This window comes from Phenylobacterium sp., from assembly GCF_035309685.1.
In the GTDB taxonomy this organism is placed as follows: domain Bacteria; phylum Pseudomonadota; class Alphaproteobacteria; order Caulobacterales; family Caulobacteraceae; genus Phenylobacterium.
Genome location: NZ_DATGEX010000017.1, coordinates 1 through 15,102, shown reverse-complemented (window position 1 = coordinate 15,102; position 15,102 = coordinate 1). Strand labels below are relative to the sequence as shown.

16 protein-coding genes and 1 pseudogene are annotated in these 15,102 nt (G+C 69.1%); 10 read left to right on the top strand and 7 right to left on the bottom strand.

The annotated features are described in order from the left end of the window. Positions 1-90: 90 nt before the first annotated feature. Positions 91-2,778 (bottom strand): annotated as a pseudogene (gene acnA, locus VKQ35_RS04965) (aconitate hydratase AcnA). Positions 2,779-2,964: 186 nt separating this feature from the next. Here acnA and ccmA point away from each other — a divergent pair. The 8 genes from ccmA to VKQ35_RS04925 all read left to right on the top strand — a co-directional run bounded on the left by ccmA (position 2,965) and on the right by VKQ35_RS04925 (position 7,192). After that, entirely contained in the window at positions 2,965-3,567 is a 603-nt protein-coding gene (gene ccmA, locus VKQ35_RS04960) for a heme ABC exporter ATP-binding protein CcmA (RefSeq protein ID WP_324359138.1), read from the top strand. Positions 3,568-3,636: 69 nt separating this feature from the next. Continuing rightward, positions 3,637-4,302 carry a heme exporter protein CcmB gene (gene ccmB, locus VKQ35_RS04955; protein ID WP_324359136.1) on the top strand — a complete coding sequence of 222 codons (666 nt, stop codon included), beginning with the start codon at positions 3,637-3,639 and terminating at the stop codon, positions 4,300-4,302. A gap of 107 nt (positions 4,303-4,409) precedes the next feature. Then, positions 4,410-5,018 (top strand): Spy/CpxP family protein refolding chaperone, encoded by a 609-nt coding sequence (locus VKQ35_RS04950; RefSeq protein WP_324359134.1) that lies wholly within the window; start codon positions 4,410-4,412, stop codon positions 5,016-5,018. A gap of 82 nt (positions 5,019-5,100) precedes the next feature. Then, a complete protein-coding gene (gene ccmC / locus VKQ35_RS04945) occupies positions 5,101-5,847 on the top strand; it encodes a heme ABC transporter permease CcmC (protein ID WP_324359270.1) in 747 nt (248 codons plus the stop codon). 3 nt (positions 5,848-5,850) lie between these two features. Next, positions 5,851-5,997: a heme exporter protein CcmD gene (gene ccmD, locus VKQ35_RS04940; RefSeq protein ID WP_324359132.1), complete on the top strand. Its 147-nt coding sequence runs from the start codon at positions 5,851-5,853 to the stop codon at positions 5,995-5,997. A 10-nt stretch (positions 5,998-6,007) separates the two neighbouring features. Beyond that, positions 6,008-6,544: a DsbE family thiol:disulfide interchange protein gene (locus tag VKQ35_RS04935; RefSeq protein WP_324359130.1), complete on the top strand. Its 537-nt coding sequence runs from the start codon at positions 6,008-6,010 to the stop codon at positions 6,542-6,544. 55 nt (positions 6,545-6,599) lie between these two features. Beyond that, positions 6,600-6,887 (top strand): hypothetical protein, encoded by a 288-nt coding sequence (locus VKQ35_RS04930; RefSeq protein WP_324359128.1) that lies wholly within the window; start codon positions 6,600-6,602, stop codon positions 6,885-6,887. Positions 6,888-6,973: 86 nt separating this feature from the next. Continuing rightward, a complete protein-coding gene (locus VKQ35_RS04925) occupies positions 6,974-7,192 on the top strand; it encodes a hypothetical protein (RefSeq protein ID WP_324359126.1) in 219 nt (72 codons plus the stop codon). A 5-nt stretch (positions 7,193-7,197) separates the two neighbouring features. Here the strand turns inward: VKQ35_RS04925 and VKQ35_RS04920 are convergent, their stop codons facing one another. The 3 genes from VKQ35_RS04920 to ftsY form a co-directional block, all read right to left on the bottom strand. Then, a complete protein-coding gene (locus VKQ35_RS04920; RefSeq protein WP_324359124.1) occupies positions 7,198-7,770 on the bottom strand; it encodes a MarR family winged helix-turn-helix transcriptional regulator in 573 nt (190 codons plus the stop codon). 110 nt (positions 7,771-7,880) lie between these two features. Continuing rightward, positions 7,881-8,480 (bottom strand): inner membrane-spanning protein YciB, encoded by a 600-nt coding sequence (locus VKQ35_RS04915; protein ID WP_324359122.1) that lies wholly within the window; start codon positions 8,478-8,480, stop codon positions 7,881-7,883. Between the two features lie 27 nt (positions 8,481-8,507). Beyond that, positions 8,508-9,452: a signal recognition particle-docking protein FtsY gene (ftsY, locus tag VKQ35_RS04910; protein WP_324359120.1), complete on the bottom strand. Its 945-nt coding sequence runs from the start codon at positions 9,450-9,452 to the stop codon at positions 8,508-8,510. A 218-nt stretch (positions 9,453-9,670) separates the two neighbouring features. Between ftsY and VKQ35_RS04905 the strand changes: the two genes are divergently transcribed. Next, complete coding sequence (locus VKQ35_RS04905; protein WP_324359118.1) at positions 9,671-10,300, top strand: trimeric intracellular cation channel family protein; 630 nt, start codon at positions 9,671-9,673, stop codon at positions 10,298-10,300. Here VKQ35_RS04905 and VKQ35_RS04900 read toward each other — a convergent pair whose 3' ends face one another. The 3 genes from VKQ35_RS04900 to dapF are packed head-to-tail and all read right to left on the bottom strand — an operon-like array spanning position 10,301 to position 12,890. Further along, a complete protein-coding gene (locus tag VKQ35_RS04900) occupies positions 10,301-10,768 on the bottom strand; it encodes a GFA family protein (RefSeq protein WP_324359117.1) in 468 nt (155 codons plus the stop codon). Continuing rightward, positions 10,765-12,060, bottom strand: coding sequence for a tRNA (N(6)-L-threonylcarbamoyladenosine(37)-C(2))-methylthiotransferase MtaB (gene mtaB / locus VKQ35_RS04895; RefSeq protein WP_324359115.1), 1,296 nt, complete (start codon positions 12,058-12,060; stop codon positions 10,765-10,767). Before mtaB ends, VKQ35_RS04900 begins: the two co-directional genes overlap by 4 nt. Continuing rightward, positions 12,057-12,890, bottom strand: a complete 834-nt coding sequence (dapF, locus tag VKQ35_RS04890; RefSeq protein WP_324359112.1) for a diaminopimelate epimerase — start codon at positions 12,888-12,890, stop codon at positions 12,057-12,059. The genes mtaB and dapF overlap by 4 nt, the downstream gene beginning before the upstream one ends. 398 nt (positions 12,891-13,288) lie before the next feature. Here dapF and VKQ35_RS04885 point away from each other — a divergent pair. Next, on the top strand, positions 13,289-15,102 hold a 1,814-nt coding region (locus VKQ35_RS04885; protein ID WP_324359110.1), incomplete at its 3' end, for a prolyl oligopeptidase family serine peptidase.

Genomic DNA, 15,102 nt, shown 5'->3' with positions numbered 1-15,102 from the left:
TCGGGCTTAAAGGGGCATCTGCGCCAAGTAAATTACAACAAGGCGTGAGCGGTGGACGGACGACCCTGCCGGGCCGCCCGCCCAGCACATTCAGGCGGTGCGCGCGAGGTTGCGCAGCACGTAGTTCAGGACGCCGCCGTTCTTGTAATACTCAAGCTCGGTGGGCGTATCGATCCGGCAGCGAACCGGGAAGCGCGCGATGCGGCCGTCCGAAGGGCGGTACATCTCGACGGTCAGCTGGCGGCGCGGCGAGAGCTCGGTCAGGCCGCGGATGGTGACGATCTCCTCGCCGGTGAGCGCCAGCTTGTGCCAGCCTTCCTGAAGGAACTGCAGCGGCAGCACGCCCATGCCGACCAGATTCGAGCGGTGGATGCGCTCGAAGCTCTCGGCCACCACGGCGCGGACGCCCAAGAGCTTGGTGCCCTTGGCCGCCCAGTCGCGGGACGAGCCGGTGCCGTATTCCTTGCCCGCGAACACCACCAGGTGGCGGCCCTCGGACTGGTAGCGCATGGCCGCGTCATAGATCGACATCACATCGCCCGAGGGGAAGTGCTTGGTCATGCCGCCTTCGATTTCCGGCGTGATGCGGTTGCGGATGCGGATGTTGGCGAAGGTGCCGCGCATCATCACTTCGTGGTTGCCGCGGCGCGCGCCGTAGGAGTTGAACTCGGTCGAGGGCACCTGGCGGTCGCGCAGATAGACGCCGGCCGGCGAGGTGGCCTTGATCGAACCGGCCGGGGAGATGTGGTCGGTGGTGATCGAGTCGCCGAACACCGCCAGCACGCGGGCCTCCACCAGGTCGGTGACCGGCGTCGGCTCCATCGACATGTCCTGGAAGTAGGGTGGGTTCTGGACGTAGGTCGAACCCATGTCCCAGCCGTAGGTCTGGCCGCCCTCGATCTTGATGCCCTGCCAGGCCTTGTCGCCCTTGAAGACGTCGGCGTAGCGGGTGGCGAACATCTTCTGCGTCACGAACTTGCGCTGCAGGGCGGCCACTTCCTCGGTCGTGGGCCAGATGTCCTTCAGATAGACCGGCTTGCCGCCCTTGCCCTCGCCCAGCGGCTCGGTGGTGATGTCGATCGACATGGAACCGGCCAGCGCATAGGCCACCACCAGCGGCGGCGAGGCCAGGTAGTTGGCGCGCACGTCGGGGTTCACCCGGCCTTCGAAGTTGCGGTTGCCCGACAGCACCGAGACCGCCACCAGATCGCCCTTCTGCACCGCGTCCGAGATCGGCTCGGCCAGCGGGCCGGAGTTGCCGATGCAGGTGGTGCAGCCGTAGCCGACCAGGTTGAAGCCGAGCGCATCCAGGCTCTTGTCCAACTTCGCGGCCTTCAGATAGTCGGTGACCACCTGGCTTCCGGGGGCCAGCGAGGTCTTGACCCACGGCTTCACCTTGAGGCCAAGCTCGACGGCCTTCTTGGCGACCAGGCCCGCGGCGATTAGCACGCTGGGGTTGGAGGTGTTGGTGCAGGAGGTGATGGCGGCGATCACCACGTCGCCGTGGCCGACGTCGAAGTTGGCGCCCTCCACCTGAACGCGGCTCGCCATGTCCTCGGCCTTGCCGAAGTCACCGGCCAGCGCCGCCTTGAACTCGACCGCGGCGTTGGTCAGCACCACGCGGTCCTGCGGACGCTTGGGGCCAGCGAGCGAGGGCAGCACGGAGCTCAGGTCCAGCTCCAGGGTGTCGGTGAACACCGGATCGGGGTCGCTCGGCTCGCGCCAGATGCCCTGTTCCTTGGCGTAGGCCTCGACCAGCGCCACGCGCTGGGCGTCGCGGCCGGTGGCGGTCAGGTAGTCGATGGTCGAGCGGGTGACCGGGAAGAAGCCGCAGGTCGCGCCATATTCCGGGGCCATGTTGGCGATGGTCGCCTGGTCCTCGATGGTCATCTTCGCCAGACCCGGGCCGTAGAACTCCACGAACTTGCCGACCACGCCCTACTTGCGCAGCATTTGCGTGACGGTCAGCACCAGGTCGGTGGCCGTCGCGCCTTCGGGCATCGCGCCCTCCAGCTTGAAGCCGATGACCTCGGGGATCAGCATCGGGATCGGCTGGCCGAGCATGGCGGCCTCGGCCTCGATGCCGCCGACGCCCCAGCCCAGGACCGAGAGGCCATTGACCATGGTGGTGTGGCTGTCGGTGCCGACGACGGTGTCGGGATAGGCCACGGCGTGACCCGCGTCCTCGTTCACCCAGACGGTCTGGGCGAGGTACTCAAGATTCACCTGGTGGCAGATGCCGGTGCCGGGCGGCACGACCCGGAAGTTGTTGAAGGCCGAAGAACCCCAGCGCAGGAAGCGGTAGCGCTCCATGTTGCGCTCATATTCGCGGTCGACGTTCTCGCCGAAGGCCTTGGCGGTGCCGAAATAGTCGACCATCACCGAGTGGTCGATCACCAGGTCGACCGGGTTCAGCGGATTGATCTTCTCCGGATTGGCCCCCAGGTGGGTCATCGCGTCCCGCATGGCGGCCAGGTCGACCACCGCCGGCACGCCGGTGAAGTCCTGCATCAGCACCCGCGCCGGGCGGAAGCTGATCTCGTGCTCCACCGAGCCCTTGTTCGTGAGCCATGCGGCGATCGCCTGCAGGTCGTCACGGCCCACCGATGTGCCGTCTTCGTTGCGCAGCAGGTTCTCGAGCAGCACCTTCATGGAGATCGGAAGGTTCGAGATGCCGGAAAGTCCGGCTTCCTCGGCGGCGCGAAGGCTGTAGTAAGCGTAGGTTTGCTTGCCCACCGTGAGTTCACGGCGGGTCTTCAAGCTGTCGATTGACGCCATTTGGGGAGATCCTCTCTCTGTCCCGGCCGCACCACGCCCACCCCGGAGATCGCGCGCTTTGATGAACGGACACACAGCGTCCGAACCTGCGCGGCGAGGGTCCCCCGAGGCGACGGCGGCCGCGGGCTTCATAGACCGCGCAGTGTTACGCGTCCATGCACGGCCACGGTTGAGCTTGGCGGCGCCATGATCGATGCCTTGACCTTGAGCGGCCTGGCCGTGCGCCGGGGCGGGCGCAAGCTGTTCGGCGGCCTGTCGCTGAGCCTGCAGGCCGGCGAGGCCTGCGCGCTGACCGGCGCCAACGGCGCGGGCAAGACCAGCCTTTTGCGGGCGGTGGCGGGGCTGGTCCCCATCGAAGAGGGCGAGATCGGCTTTGGGGCCATCGACGCCGGCGACGCGCGGGCCGGCGGCCTGCACCTGGTCGGCCACCAGGATGGGCTGAAGCCCGCCCGCACGACCCGTGAGGAATTGGATTTCTGGAGCGTCTGGAGCGGCGGGACGACGGCGAGCGCGCTCGCCGCCGCCGAGACCTTGGAGCTCACCGGCCTGCTCGACCTGGAGGTCAGGCGCCTCTCGGCCGGCCAGCGGCGCAGGTTGGTGCTCTCGCGCCTGCTGGCGGCGCCTCGGCCCCTCTGGCTGCTGGACGAGCCGCTGAGCCCGCTGGACGCCCGCTGGCGCATCCGCTTCGGCGAGATGATGGCCGCGCACCTGACCGGCGGCGGCCTGATCCTGGCCGCGGTGCATGACCCCCTGCCGATCGCCGCCAAGGCGCTGGAGATCGGATCATGAGCCCTCCTACGCCAAGGCTTCGGAGGGCTGACTTTGATCCTTCGAAGCTCCTGAAGGGAGCGAAGTAGGATGAGCAGGCTTTCCGCCCTGCTCGCCCGCGAGACGGCGCTGGCCTGGGGCCGTGGCGGCGGGCCGATGGTCAGCGTCGGCTTCTACGCCGGGGTCGCCACCCTGCTGCCGCTGGCCATCGGGCCCGAGCCGCAGCGGCTGGCGGCCATCGCGCCGGGCGCGGCCTGGGTGGCGCTGGCGCTGGCCTCGCTGCTCTCGCTCGACCGGCTGTTCGAGCGCGACTTCGAGGACGGCGCGCTCGATCACCTGGCCCTCTCGCCCACGCCCCTGGAGCTTATCTGCGCGGTCAAGTGCTTCGGCCAGTGGCTGGCGACCGGCGCGCCCCTGGCGGCAGCCGCCCCCATCGCCGCCATGAGCCTGGGCGCGCCGGTGGCGCTCGCGCCGCTGATCTTCGTCTGCGCGCTGGTGGGAGGCCTCGCCTTCACCTTCACCGGTGGGATCGGCGCAGCGCTCAGCCTGGGCGCGCGCCGCGGCGGCCTGCTGACCGCGGTGATCGTGCTGCCGCTGTTCATCGCCCCGGTGATCTTCGGCGGCGGCGCGCTGGCGGCCTATCAGACCGGCCTGCCGTGGACCGCGGGCTTCGCCTACCTCTGCGCCTATGCGGCGGCCTTCGTGGCCTTGGGCCCGCTGTTCATGGCCGCAGCCTGCCGCAACGCCCTGTCCTAGGGCGCCAACCCCTGGCGAGCATTACCAAAGCTTCATTTCGCATGGCGCCGTTTCGCCAATATCCCGGACAACGGTGAAGCTCGCCCTTCCAATCTGGAGACATGCCCATGTCACGCCCTGTTCTGGGATACCTCGCGGGGGCGGCCTTCGCCCTGGCCGCCACCACCGCCTTCGCCCAGGCCGCCGCCCCCGCGGCTCCGGCCACGCCCGCCGCCAGCGATCACGAACACGGCCAGCGCATCGAGCGCCGGGTGATCATGCGCGACGGCGGCGAAGGCCATCACATGGACCAGGCCGAGCATCTGCGCACCATGCTGCAGCTGAAGCCCAGCCAGGAAGCCGCGCTCACCGCCTACCTCGCCGCCGTGAAGCCCGACCATCGCCACGAGACCATCGTCGAGATGTCCAATCACGGCGATGGGGCCCATGGCGACGCGCCCAAGACCACGCCCCAGCGGCTGGCCGACATGGAAACCCGCCTCGCCGAGCAGACCGCCCAGGGCAAGGCCCGCATCGAAGCCACCCGCAAGTTCTACGACCAGCTCGAGCCCTCGCAGAAGAAGGTGTTCGACGAGCTGCCGATGCTGATGATCGGCCCGATGGGTCCGATGATGAACATGGGCAACATGCGGGTGATGGTGAACATGGAAGGCGTCCCGCCCCTGCCGCCGCTGCCCCCTATGCCGCCGCGGCCGGCCGCTCCGCCGCATCTGTAGTGGCGATCGAAAGGGGGCCCGCTTGCCGGACCCCCTGTCCGCGGTCTAAGCCCGCTGCATGACCGCTCCGCCTTCGCCGTCGATGGGCCCGCGCCTCTCGTGGCATGCGTTCGTCCTGCTGTTCGCCAATCCCGAGCGGTTCATGGCCTGGTCGCGCTGGGCCGCGCCGCTGTTCGGCGCTCTCGCCGTGGCCGCCGGCGTCCTGGGCCTCTACCTCGGCTGGAGCGCGCCGCCCGACTACCAGCAGGGCGCGACCGTCCGCATCCTCTTCATTCACATCGCCTCAGCCTGGATGAGCGAGTTCGTTTACGCCTGCCTGGCGGTGGCGAGCCTGCTGGCCCTGGTCTGGCGCCAGATGCTGGCCGACGCCGCCGCGCAGGCCGCAGCCCCGCTCGGCGCCGGCTTCACCGTGCTGGCTTTGGTCACCGGCTCGCTCTGGGGCCGGCCCATGTGGGGAACCTACTGGGTGTGGGACGCGCGCCTGACCTCGGTGCTGGCCTTGCTGCTGATCTATCTCGCCTACATCGCGCTTCGGGCCTCGATGGACGACGAGACCAAGGGGGGCCGCGCCGCGGCGATCCTGGCCCTGGTGGGCGCGGTCAACCTGCCGATCATCCACTACAGCGTCACCTGGTGGAACACCCTGCATCAGGGCGCCTCGGTGTTCCGGTCCGGCGGCTCGGCGCTGGCGCCGGTGTTCTACTGGCCGGCGATCCTGGTGGCGTTGAGCTACATGTCGGCGTTCGGCTCGCTCTGGCTGGTGCGGATCCGCGGCGAGATCTGGCGCCGCCGCGCCGACGCCGCCGCGCTGCGGGCCGCTAGGGGCTAGGCCATGATTCATCTCGAGACCGGCAAGTACGGCTTCTTCATCTGGACCGCCTACGGGATCAGCGCGGCCATGTGGGTGCTGTTGATCGTCAGCACCCTCCTGCACGCGCGCCGCTGGCGCCGGCGCGCCGAAGCCCTCACCCGCAAGTAATGGCGCGCAAATGACCCGCTGGTTCGCCGCCCTGCCGCTGATCGCCATCGTCGCGCTCGGCGTGTTCTTCGCCGGCTACGCCCTGCACCGCAATCCGCAGGTGGTGCCGCAGGCCATGGTCGGCAAACAGATGCCCGACGTCACCTTGCCAAGCTTCGACTCCGGCGCCGAGGTGCGCCTGCGCGACGCGCTCAAGCAGGGTCCGGTGCTGGTCAATTTCTTCGCCTCCTGGTGCGGCCCCTGCGCCATCGAGCAGCCGGTTCTGATGCAGCTGAAGTCGCAGGGCGTGCGGATCATCGGCGTCAACTACGAGGACGTGGCGCCGCGCGGCTCCGCCCAGGCCGCCCAGGCGTTCCTCGCCAAGCTCGGCGATCCCTACATGGCCAAGGTCGCCGATCCGGACGGCCGCGCAGGCATCGACTTTGGTCTTTCCGGCGTGCCGGAGACCTATCTCGTGGCCGCCGACGGCAAGGTGCTGGCGAAATACACAAACCTCACGCAAGGCGACGCGCGCGCGCTCACCGCACGGATGTTAACCGCGCGTTGATCGGCTGGGGGCCAGATTGAGCGGGCGTTAACCATAAACCCGAGCTCGCCTGCCCGTGACGCCGATCCGCCCCGACGCCTTTCCGACGCCCGCCAGCCAGCCCCAAGGGGCCGGAGCGCCGGCCGATGCAGCGCGCGCCGCGGCGCAGCGGGCCTTCTTCGACGCCGCCATGGGCCGCTCGGCCGCGCCGGCGTCTCAGGCGGCTCCGGTCGCCGCGGCGCAGACGGCTGTGTTCACGCCCTCCACCGCGCCGGTTCAGCGGGCCGAGATTCGCCCCGCCCCCAACGCCGAGCCGCCGACCAAAGTCCTGCGCCCCGGCTCGCTTCTCGACATTCGCGTCTGAAGCGAAGCCACTGACCGCTTAAGCTGTTAAAATAATTAACTTTCGGAAGGGTGGAACGCCGTAGGCGATTCCGTGTTTTCCGAGTCATGGAAGATCGGGACCAGCGCATTTACGACGAGGCCGCCGCGCTCTGGCGCGAAGTCTTCGGCAAGCCGCCGCCGGTTCGCGTGGGCGGGCCTCGGTTGCTGGAGATCATCACGAGCGACCTGAGCGAGGTTTCCTACGACCGCCTGCGCTCGCCCCACCTGCGCCCCTCGACCATCGCCGGCCCGGGCCAGCCGCGGGACGAGAGCCAGGCGGCGTAGGCCGCTTAAGCCGCCTTCTTCTTCGCCTTCTTGCCGCCCTTGTGCGGCTTGCCGCTCTTCACGGCCTTGGCGGGCTTGGGCGCCTTCACCTTTGCGGCCTTGGGCTTGGCGGGATCGGCGGGGGCCGCGGACTTGGTGAGGTCGCGCAGCAAGGCCAGGAAGGTCGCACGCCGGCCGCCCCCGGAGATCAGCTTCAGGAGCTTGCCGTCGGCGGACGCCATCTTCGGGCGGGCGTCGGCCAGCGCCGCGCGGCCGGCGTCGGTCAGACGCACGGCGTTGGCGCGGGCGTCGACGTTGGAGCGCTCGCGTTCCAACAGGCCCTTGGCGATCATCCGCCTGGCCATGTCGGCCAGCGTCGAGCGGTCGATGCCGGTGATCCGCACCAGGTCGGCCTGGGTCGCCCCCTCGCGCTCGTCGGCGGCGGCCATGACCGCGAACTGACGCTGGGTCACGCCGCTCTCGCCGAACTCCTCCACATAGATGTCCAGCGCGCGCTGCAGGGCGCGGTGCAGGAGATGACTCGCCGATTGATCCAAGGCGGCGATACCGCCCTTAGCGCCTGACTTGGTCTTGGCCATCGGTCGTCCCCCGCGAGGCTCGCCGCCGTCACTAAAGGAGGATTACGTCGATTTGATTACAGACCTTCCGTGGGCGGCGCAGCAAGCCCCCAGCGGCGATCAGCTCGCTGTCAGGAGCCCTCGGGCGGCGGTTTCGGCTCTTCGTCGGGCATATGCTTCATCATCAGGGGCGCCTGGCTCATGGCGAACAGGAAGATGAGGATCGGCACGCCGGGGAACTTGAAGAAGGCCCAGAAGACCGTGCTCTGCGTGCGCCAAACCACCTCGTTGGCGGCGGCGAGCGCGAAGAAGAACAGGGCGTAGCGCACCGTGAGGGTGCGGATCACCGTCTCCGGCAGATGGAAGGCGTCGCCCATCAACACCTTCAGCGGGTTCTTGCCGCGCAGCGCGCCGGTGACCAGGAAGAGGCCGAAGGCCGTGTAGAGAATGGTCGGCTTGACCTTGATGAACCGTTCGTCGTGGAAGAACAGCGTCAGCCCGCCGAAGATGATGCCGAGCACGGCGGTGGCCAACGGCATCGGCGGGACCCGCTTTTCCACCGCCACGCCCACCACCAGGGCGATGAGCGAGGCGGCGACGATCACCCAGCTCGAGGTCACGCCGTTGCGGGTGATCGCGATCGTCAGCACCCAGGCGGCGAGACCGCCGTAGTCGATCGTGTAGCGCACCCAGGCGGGCAGGGCGCGGGCCTGCGGCGTCATTTCACTCATCGGCCCTCACTCACGCGCGCGCCCAACTCATCGTATCGGCTCCGCCAGCCCGACCAGAGACCGCGCGAAGGCGTGGGCGTTGAACGGCTGCAGATCGTCGATCCCCTCGCCCACGCCGATCAGCTTGATCGGACTGTCCGAGGCCTGAGCGACCGGCACCAGCACCCCGCCGCGGGCGGTGCCGTCCAGCTTGGTCATGACGATGCCGGAGACGCCGATCTGGTTGCCGAAGATGTTCTCCTGGGCCAGCGCGTTGCGGCCCACCGTGGCGTCCAGCACCAGCAGGGTCTCGTGCGGCGCGTCCGGATCGATCTTCTTCACCACGCGGATGATCTTGTGCAGCTCGTCCATCAGCCCCTGCTTGTTCTGCAGGCGCCCGGCGGTGTCGACCAGCACGACATCGTAGTTCTGAGCATGGGCCCGCTCGACCGCTTCGAACACCAACCCCGCGGCGTCGGAGTTCATCGGCCGCGAGATGAAGTCGGCGCCGGCGCGCTCGGCCCAGATCTTCAGCTGCTCGACGGCGGCGGCGCGGAAGGTATCGCCGGCCACCACCAGCACCTTGGCGCCGCGGCCGACCAGGTCCGACGCGATCTTGCCCAGCGTGGTGGTCTTGCCCGATCCGTTCACCCCGATGAAAAGCACGACATAGGGCTTGGGTCCCGAGAGCGCGTCGAAATCCGCCTGGTGGGTGGCCAGCTCGTCGCCGATCGCCGCGGCCAGCGCCTCCTTGATGTCGGCCTCGTCGACATCCTTGCCGAATTTCTCGTCGGCGAAGCGCTGGGTGATGCGGGCGGCGGAATGCGGGCCGAGGTCGGCCTCGATCAGCATCTCCTCCAGCTCGTCGAGCTTGGCCTGGTCGAGCGGCTCCTTGGCCACAAAGACCTGGGTGATCTGTTCGCCGATCTGTTTCGACGAGCGCGTCAGGCCTTCGGTGAGCCGCGCGAACCAGCCGCGTTTGGGTTCGGTCATGGAGGCGCTTCTAGCTGGGCGCTTGCACCACGTCACGCACCCTTGCAGGCTCACGTGCGGGATTTGAAGTTCGCCTCGTTCTGGGTCGTGCGCAGAGCGAACTTCAAATCCAAGAAGCACGCGAAAAGCCTATACTTGCTAGCGTCCTTCTTGATTCCGAAGTTCGTCGGAGCCCGCCACATGCGCATGCGAACTTCGGAATCAGGACGCTAGGCCCCATGGATCGCCTGAGCGCCACCCTGACCGTGCTGGACTACGCCGCCGTGGCGGTGTTCGGCGCGACCGGGGCGCTGGCGGCGGCGCGGCGCAAGCATGATATCGTCACCTTCGGCTTCTTCGCCGCGGTGACCGGGGTCGGCGGCGGCACGCTTCGCGACCTGTTGATCGGAGCGCCGGTGTTCTGGGTGGGGAGGCCTGCCTACATCGTCGTCTGTCTCGCCGCCGCGCTCGCCGTCTGGATTGTCGGCCCCCGGCGGTTTCGGGGCAGCATCCTGACCTGGCTCGACGCCCTGGGCATGGCCGCCTACGCCGTGGTCGGCGCCCTGAAGGCGATCTCGCTGGGCGTCCCGCCGTTCTCGGCGGTGCTGATGGGCGTGCTCACCGCCACCTTCGGCGGGGTGATCCGCGACGTGCTCGCCCACGAGCCTTCGGTGCTGCTGCAGCGCGAGCTCTATGTCACCCCGGCGCTCGCCGGCGCGGCGACCTTCGTGGCGCTGGAGCTGGTGGGCACGCCGGCCATTCCGGCCGGCGTCCTGGGGTTCATCGTGGCGCTGACGATCCGCGCCGGGGCGATCCTGTGGAAGTGGTCCCTGCCGGGATTTGGCGGGCCGGTCGACCCCGAGAGCTGATCAGGCCTTCGGCGGCCAGGTCTCGGTGTCGTGGTCGGGGTGCTGGTAGGAGACGATGCTCGCGATGTGGGCTGCGGCCCTGGGCTCGTCCTCCGGATGGGTCGGAAGCGCCGCCAGCTCGGCGAAATCGGCCAGGCGGGCGCTCGAGGCAAGCTGCTCGCTGATCCTGATCTCGCCCGGCCGGTCGAAGGCGGCGATGGCGAGCGACAGGTGGGTTTCGCCGTATTCGAAGGTCAGCGGCGTCCCGCAGTCGCCGCAAAAGCCGCGATGGATCTTGTTCGAGCTCTGGAACCGCTTGCGCGCGCCGCGGGTCCAGGCGAGGCCGGCGGGCCCCACCTCGACGAACGGGCCGAAGAAGGCGCCCATGGCCTTCTGGCACATGCGGCAATGGCAGATCGACGCCTCGCCGAGTTCGCCATCCACCCGGAAGCGGATCGCGCCGCACTGGCATCCGCCGCTCAGGCTCATTCGGCGGCCTCCAGCACCCGGGTCCGGGCGAGCGCCCGCCTCCCGTCGTGGCCGGTGACCACCAGGGATACGATCTCGCCCACGGTCGCCTCGCCGGTGAAGGCGATCTCGGTGAAGTCGTCGGCCCGCGCCAGGCCGTCCCGCTCCACCAGGCCCATCAGCGTCCGCCCCACCTGTCGCTGCAGATGCCGCGCCAGGGCCGCCTCGCCGGCGGCCCGCAGCCGCGCGGCGCGGGCCTTCACGACGCCGCCCTTCACCGCCGGCATCCGCGCGGCCGGCGTGCCGGGCCGGGCGCTGTAGGGGAAGACGTGCAGGAACGACAGGCCCGCCTCCTCGACCATGGAAAGGGTGTTGTCGAACATGGCGTCCGTCTCGGTGGGGAAGCCGGCGATCAGGTCGGCGCCGAAGGCGGTGTCGGGGCGGACAGCACGAACGTTTTCAATGAGTTGCAGAGCATCGGCGCGGCTGTGGCGGCGCTTCATGCGCTTGAGGATCATGTCGTCGCCGGCCTGTAGGGACAGGTGGAGATAGGGCATCAGCCGCGGCTCCTCGGCGAGGCAGCGCATGAGGTCCGGATCGATCTCGGCGGCGTCGATGGAGGAGAGCCGCAGGCGGGGCAGCTCCGGGACCAGCTTGAGGATCCGCGCGACCAGTTGGCCCAGCGTCGGGGCGCCCGGCAGGTCGGCGCCCCAGCTGGTCACGTCGACGCCGGTCAGCACGACCTCGCGGTAGCCCTGGGCGGCCAGGCGCTTGACCTGCGCCACCACCTCGCCGGCGGCGGCGGAGCGCGAATTGCCGCGCCCGAACGGGATGATGCAGAAGGTGCAGCGGTGGTCGCAGCCGTTCTGCACCTCGACGTAGGCGCGGGCGCGATCCTTCAGGCCGTCGATCAGGTGACCGGCGGTCTCGCGCACGCTCATGATGTCGTTGACCCGCACGCGGCCGAGCTCCGGCCCAGACTCTCGCGAAAACGGCAGATAGGCGCCGGGCGCGGCCTTCTCGGCGTTGCCGAGCACCAGGTCGACCTCAGGCATGCCGGCGAAGGCGGCGGGGTCGATCTGGGCGGCGCAGCCGGTGACGATCAGCGTCGCGCCCGGCCGCTCGCGCCGCGCCTTGCGGATCGCCTGGCGGGCCTGGCGCACGGCCTCGCCGGTCACCGCGCAGGTGTTGAAGACCACGGCGTCGGAGAGGCCGTCGGCGGCGGCCTGCTTGCGGATGATCTCACTCTCGTAGGCGTTCAGCCGGCAGCCGAAGGTCACCACGTCGACGTCTTGGTGGGCGCGGGCGGTCATGGCAGCTCGCCCGCGAAGTCGACGGCGGCCGGGCCGGTCATGATCACGTGGTCGTCGTCGGCGCGCCACTCGATCAGGAGCTCGCCGCCGTCGGTGACGACCACGGCGGTGCGGTCGGTGAGGTCGCGCCGCGCGGCCGCCACCAGGGCGGCGCAGGCGCCGGTGCCGCAGGCCTTGGTGAGGCCCGCGCCGCGCTCCCAGACGCGCAGCCGGATGCGGCCACGGTCGATGACCTGGGCGAAGCCGACGTTCACGGCTTGCGGGAACAGCGGATGATGCTCGACCATCGGCCCGGCGGTGGTCACCGGCGCCGCGTCCAGGTCGGGGGTGAAGAACACCACGTGCGGATTGCCCATGGAGACGCATCCCGGCGCGGTCGAGAGCCGTGCGTCCGGATACAGCGCCACGTCCAGGGCGCGCGTGTCCTGCTCGCGGGCGAGCGGGATATCGCGCCAGTCCAGGCCGGGCTTGCCCATGTCGACGCTGACCAGCCGCTCGCCGGCGCGGGTGGCGATGAGGCGCCCGGCCTTGCTCTCGATCACCGCCCGGTCGGCGCCGGAGGCCTGCATCAGGAGCCAGCCGACGCAGCGCGTGCCGTTGCCGCAGGCGGAAATCTCCTCGCCGTCCGAGTTCCAGAACCGCACCCGCGCATCGACGCCCTCGCCGGGGGCCGGCGGCTCCAGGACGATGAGCTGGTCGAAGCCGATGCCGCGGGCGCGGTCGCCCAGCGCGCGCACCTCTTCGGCGCTCGGCTCGAACGGCGCGCTGCGGGCCTCGACCACGACGAAGTCGTTGCCGAGCCCGTTCATCTTCAGGAACGGACGGCTCATGGCGGCGGACATATAGGCGAAGAGGGCTCGCGACGCACGCGCCGGCGCAGACGCGGGCTTTTTGGAACCGCCAAGACGCCAAGTTCGCCAAGAGACCGAGCTAGGCCGCTACGCCCCGATCGAACACGAAGACCACGAAGGACACGAAGATCACGAAGACGCTCCGCCACCTGGCCGGCCGCACGCCGAGTCCTCCAGGGGATTGGAAAGACGGCTCGCTGCGCTCGCGGGCGACGCGGCCTCTTCGTGGTCTTCGTGGTCTTCGTGTCCTCCTTCAGCTCGGAACCCTTGGTGATCTTGGCGTCTTGGCGGTCATCCCAACGCCGCCGCGCGCACGTTTCTGGCCCGAAACCACTCGGCGCGAGACAGGCCCGTTCGGGCCCGGCTAGAAAAGCGGCATGAAAGCTCTGCCGCTCGCGCTCGCCGCTGTCGCCCCGTTTGTTCTCGCTGGCGCCATCGCCGGCGTCTCGCTCACCGCCGCCCACGCCCAGGGCCCCAAGGAGGTCGGCGCGGTCGATCCCTTCCTATGGCTGGAGGACATCGAAAGCCCGCGCGCGCTGGCCTGGGTGGAGGGGCAGAACGCCAAGAGCCACGTGCGGCTGGAGGAGGACCCGCGCTACGAGGTGTTCCGCAAGGAAGCCCTGGCGATCTTCACCGCCAAGGACCGCATCGCGCTCCCACGCTTCAGGGCCGGCGGGGTCGACAACTTCTGGCAGGATGGGACCCATATCCACGGCATCTGGCGCCACACGACGCTGGCCTCCTACAAGACCGCCGATCCGAAGTGGGAGACCCTGCTCGACCTCGACGCGCTGTCGAAAGCCGAGGGCAAGAACTGGATCTGGAAGGGGGCCAATTGCCTCAAGCCCGCCCAGACGCTCTGCCTCGTGCACCTCTCCAACGGCGGCTCCGACGCCGTCGAGGACCGCGAGTTCGACACTGCGACCGGCAAGTTCGTGGACGGCGGCTTCCACTTCCCGAACGCCAAGCAGAACGCCGCCTGGATCGACCGCGACACGCTGATCGTCTCGCGCCCCTGGACGCCGGACGAGGTGACCAAGTCCGGCTACGCCTATGTGGTGAAGATCGTGAAGCGCGGCGGGGCTGAGCCCCGCGAGGTGTTCCGCGGCGCAAAGAGCGACGTCCAGGCCGGCGCGCGGGTGCTGGAAGGCAGGGACGGCCAGGTCGATGGCGTGATGGTCGACCGCGGCCTCACCTTCTACGAACGCGAATACAAGCTGCTCGACGACAAGGGCGGCCTGACCGATATCCCGCTCCCGAAGAAGGTCGAGGGCGACACCTATGTCGACGGCCAGCTGGTCTTCACCATCAAGGAGGACTGGAAAGCCTTCAAAGCCGGCGCTGTCATCAGCTACGACCTCACCGAATTGAAGAAGAACCCCGCCGCGGCCAAGGCCCAGCTGGTGTTCATGCCCGGATCGCACGACGCCGTCGACCAGGTGGCCTCGTCCAAGGACCGGCTGGTCATCGACCTGCTGCAGGACGTGAAGGGCGCGGTCGACACCTACGACCACAAGGCCGGCGTATGGTTGCCGCGCCGGCTGAAGCTGCCGGGGAACGCCAACATCAAGCTGGTCGCGGCGAGCGACGACGACAACCAGCTGTTCTTCACCGTCGAAGGCTTCCTCGACCCGACGTCCCTGTGGCTGGCCGAGGCCGACGGCGCGGTCGCCAAGGTCAAGCAGCTGCCGGCCCAGTTCGACGCCAGCAAGGACGTGGTCGAGCAGCACTTCGCGACCTCGAACGACGGGACCAAGGTCCCCTACTTCGTGGTCCACCGGAAGGACATGAAGCTCGACGGCTCCACGCCGACCCAGATGTTCGGCTACGGCGGCTTCGAGCTCTCGGAACCGCCCGTCTACATCCCGCAGATGGGCAAGCTCTGGCTGGAGCGCGGCGGCGCCTATGTGATCGCCAACATCCGCGGCGGCGGCGAGTTCGGGCCGGCCTGGCACGAGGCGGCGCTGCGCGAGCACCGCCAGCGGGCCTTCGACGACTTCGCCTCGGTCGCCAAGGACCTGGAGGCGCGCAAGATCACCTCGCCACGCCATCTGGGCATCTACGCCCGGTCGAACGGCGGCATCCTGACCACGGTCTCGATGACCCAGCATCCGGAGCTGTTCAACGCCATCGTCATCGAGAGCCCGCTGATCGACATGCTGCGCTACAACCACCTGTCGGCCGGCGCGTC

What these genes read in the sequence shown, in the direction of transcription:
- ftsY (WP_324359120.1), bottom strand. Translation starts at nt 9,452, where the DNA reads ATGACCGAACCCAAACGCGGCTGGTTCGCGCGGCTCACCGAAGGCCTG.
- VKQ35_RS04900 (WP_324359117.1), bottom strand. Translation starts at nt 10,768, where the DNA reads ATGAGCCTGAGCGGCGGATGCCAGTGCGGCGCGATCCGCTTCCGGGTG.
- VKQ35_RS04915 (WP_324359122.1), bottom strand. Translation starts at nt 8,480, where the DNA reads ATGAGTGAAATGACGCCGCAGGCCCGCGCCCTGCCCGCCTGGGTGCGC.
- mtaB (WP_324359115.1), bottom strand. Translation starts at nt 12,060, where the DNA reads ATGACCGCCCGCGCCCACCAAGACGTCGACGTGGTGACCTTCGGCTGC.
- ccmC (WP_324359270.1), top strand. Translation starts at nt 5,101, where the DNA reads ATGGGCCCGCGCCTCTCGTGGCATGCGTTCGTCCTGCTGTTCGCCAAT.
- VKQ35_RS04950 (WP_324359134.1), top strand. Translation starts at nt 4,410, where the DNA reads ATGTCACGCCCTGTTCTGGGATACCTCGCGGGGGCGGCCTTCGCCCTG.
- ccmB (WP_324359136.1), top strand. Translation starts at nt 3,637, where the DNA reads ATGAGCAGGCTTTCCGCCCTGCTCGCCCGCGAGACGGCGCTGGCCTGG.
- ccmD (WP_324359132.1), top strand. Translation starts at nt 5,851, where the DNA reads ATGATTCATCTCGAGACCGGCAAGTACGGCTTCTTCATCTGGACCGCC.
- dapF (WP_324359112.1), bottom strand. Translation starts at nt 12,890, where the DNA reads ATGAGCCGTCCGTTCCTGAAGATGAACGGGCTCGGCAACGACTTCGTC.
- VKQ35_RS04905 (WP_324359118.1), top strand. Translation starts at nt 9,671, where the DNA reads ATGGATCGCCTGAGCGCCACCCTGACCGTGCTGGACTACGCCGCCGTG.
- VKQ35_RS04925 (WP_324359126.1), top strand. Translation starts at nt 6,974, where the DNA reads ATGGAAGATCGGGACCAGCGCATTTACGACGAGGCCGCCGCGCTCTGG.
- ccmA (WP_324359138.1), top strand. Translation starts at nt 2,965, where the DNA reads ATGATCGATGCCTTGACCTTGAGCGGCCTGGCCGTGCGCCGGGGCGGG.
- VKQ35_RS04935 (WP_324359130.1), top strand. Translation starts at nt 6,008, where the DNA reads ATGACCCGCTGGTTCGCCGCCCTGCCGCTGATCGCCATCGTCGCGCTC.
- VKQ35_RS04920 (WP_324359124.1), bottom strand. Translation starts at nt 7,770, where the DNA reads ATGGCCAAGACCAAGTCAGGCGCTAAGGGCGGTATCGCCGCCTTGGAT.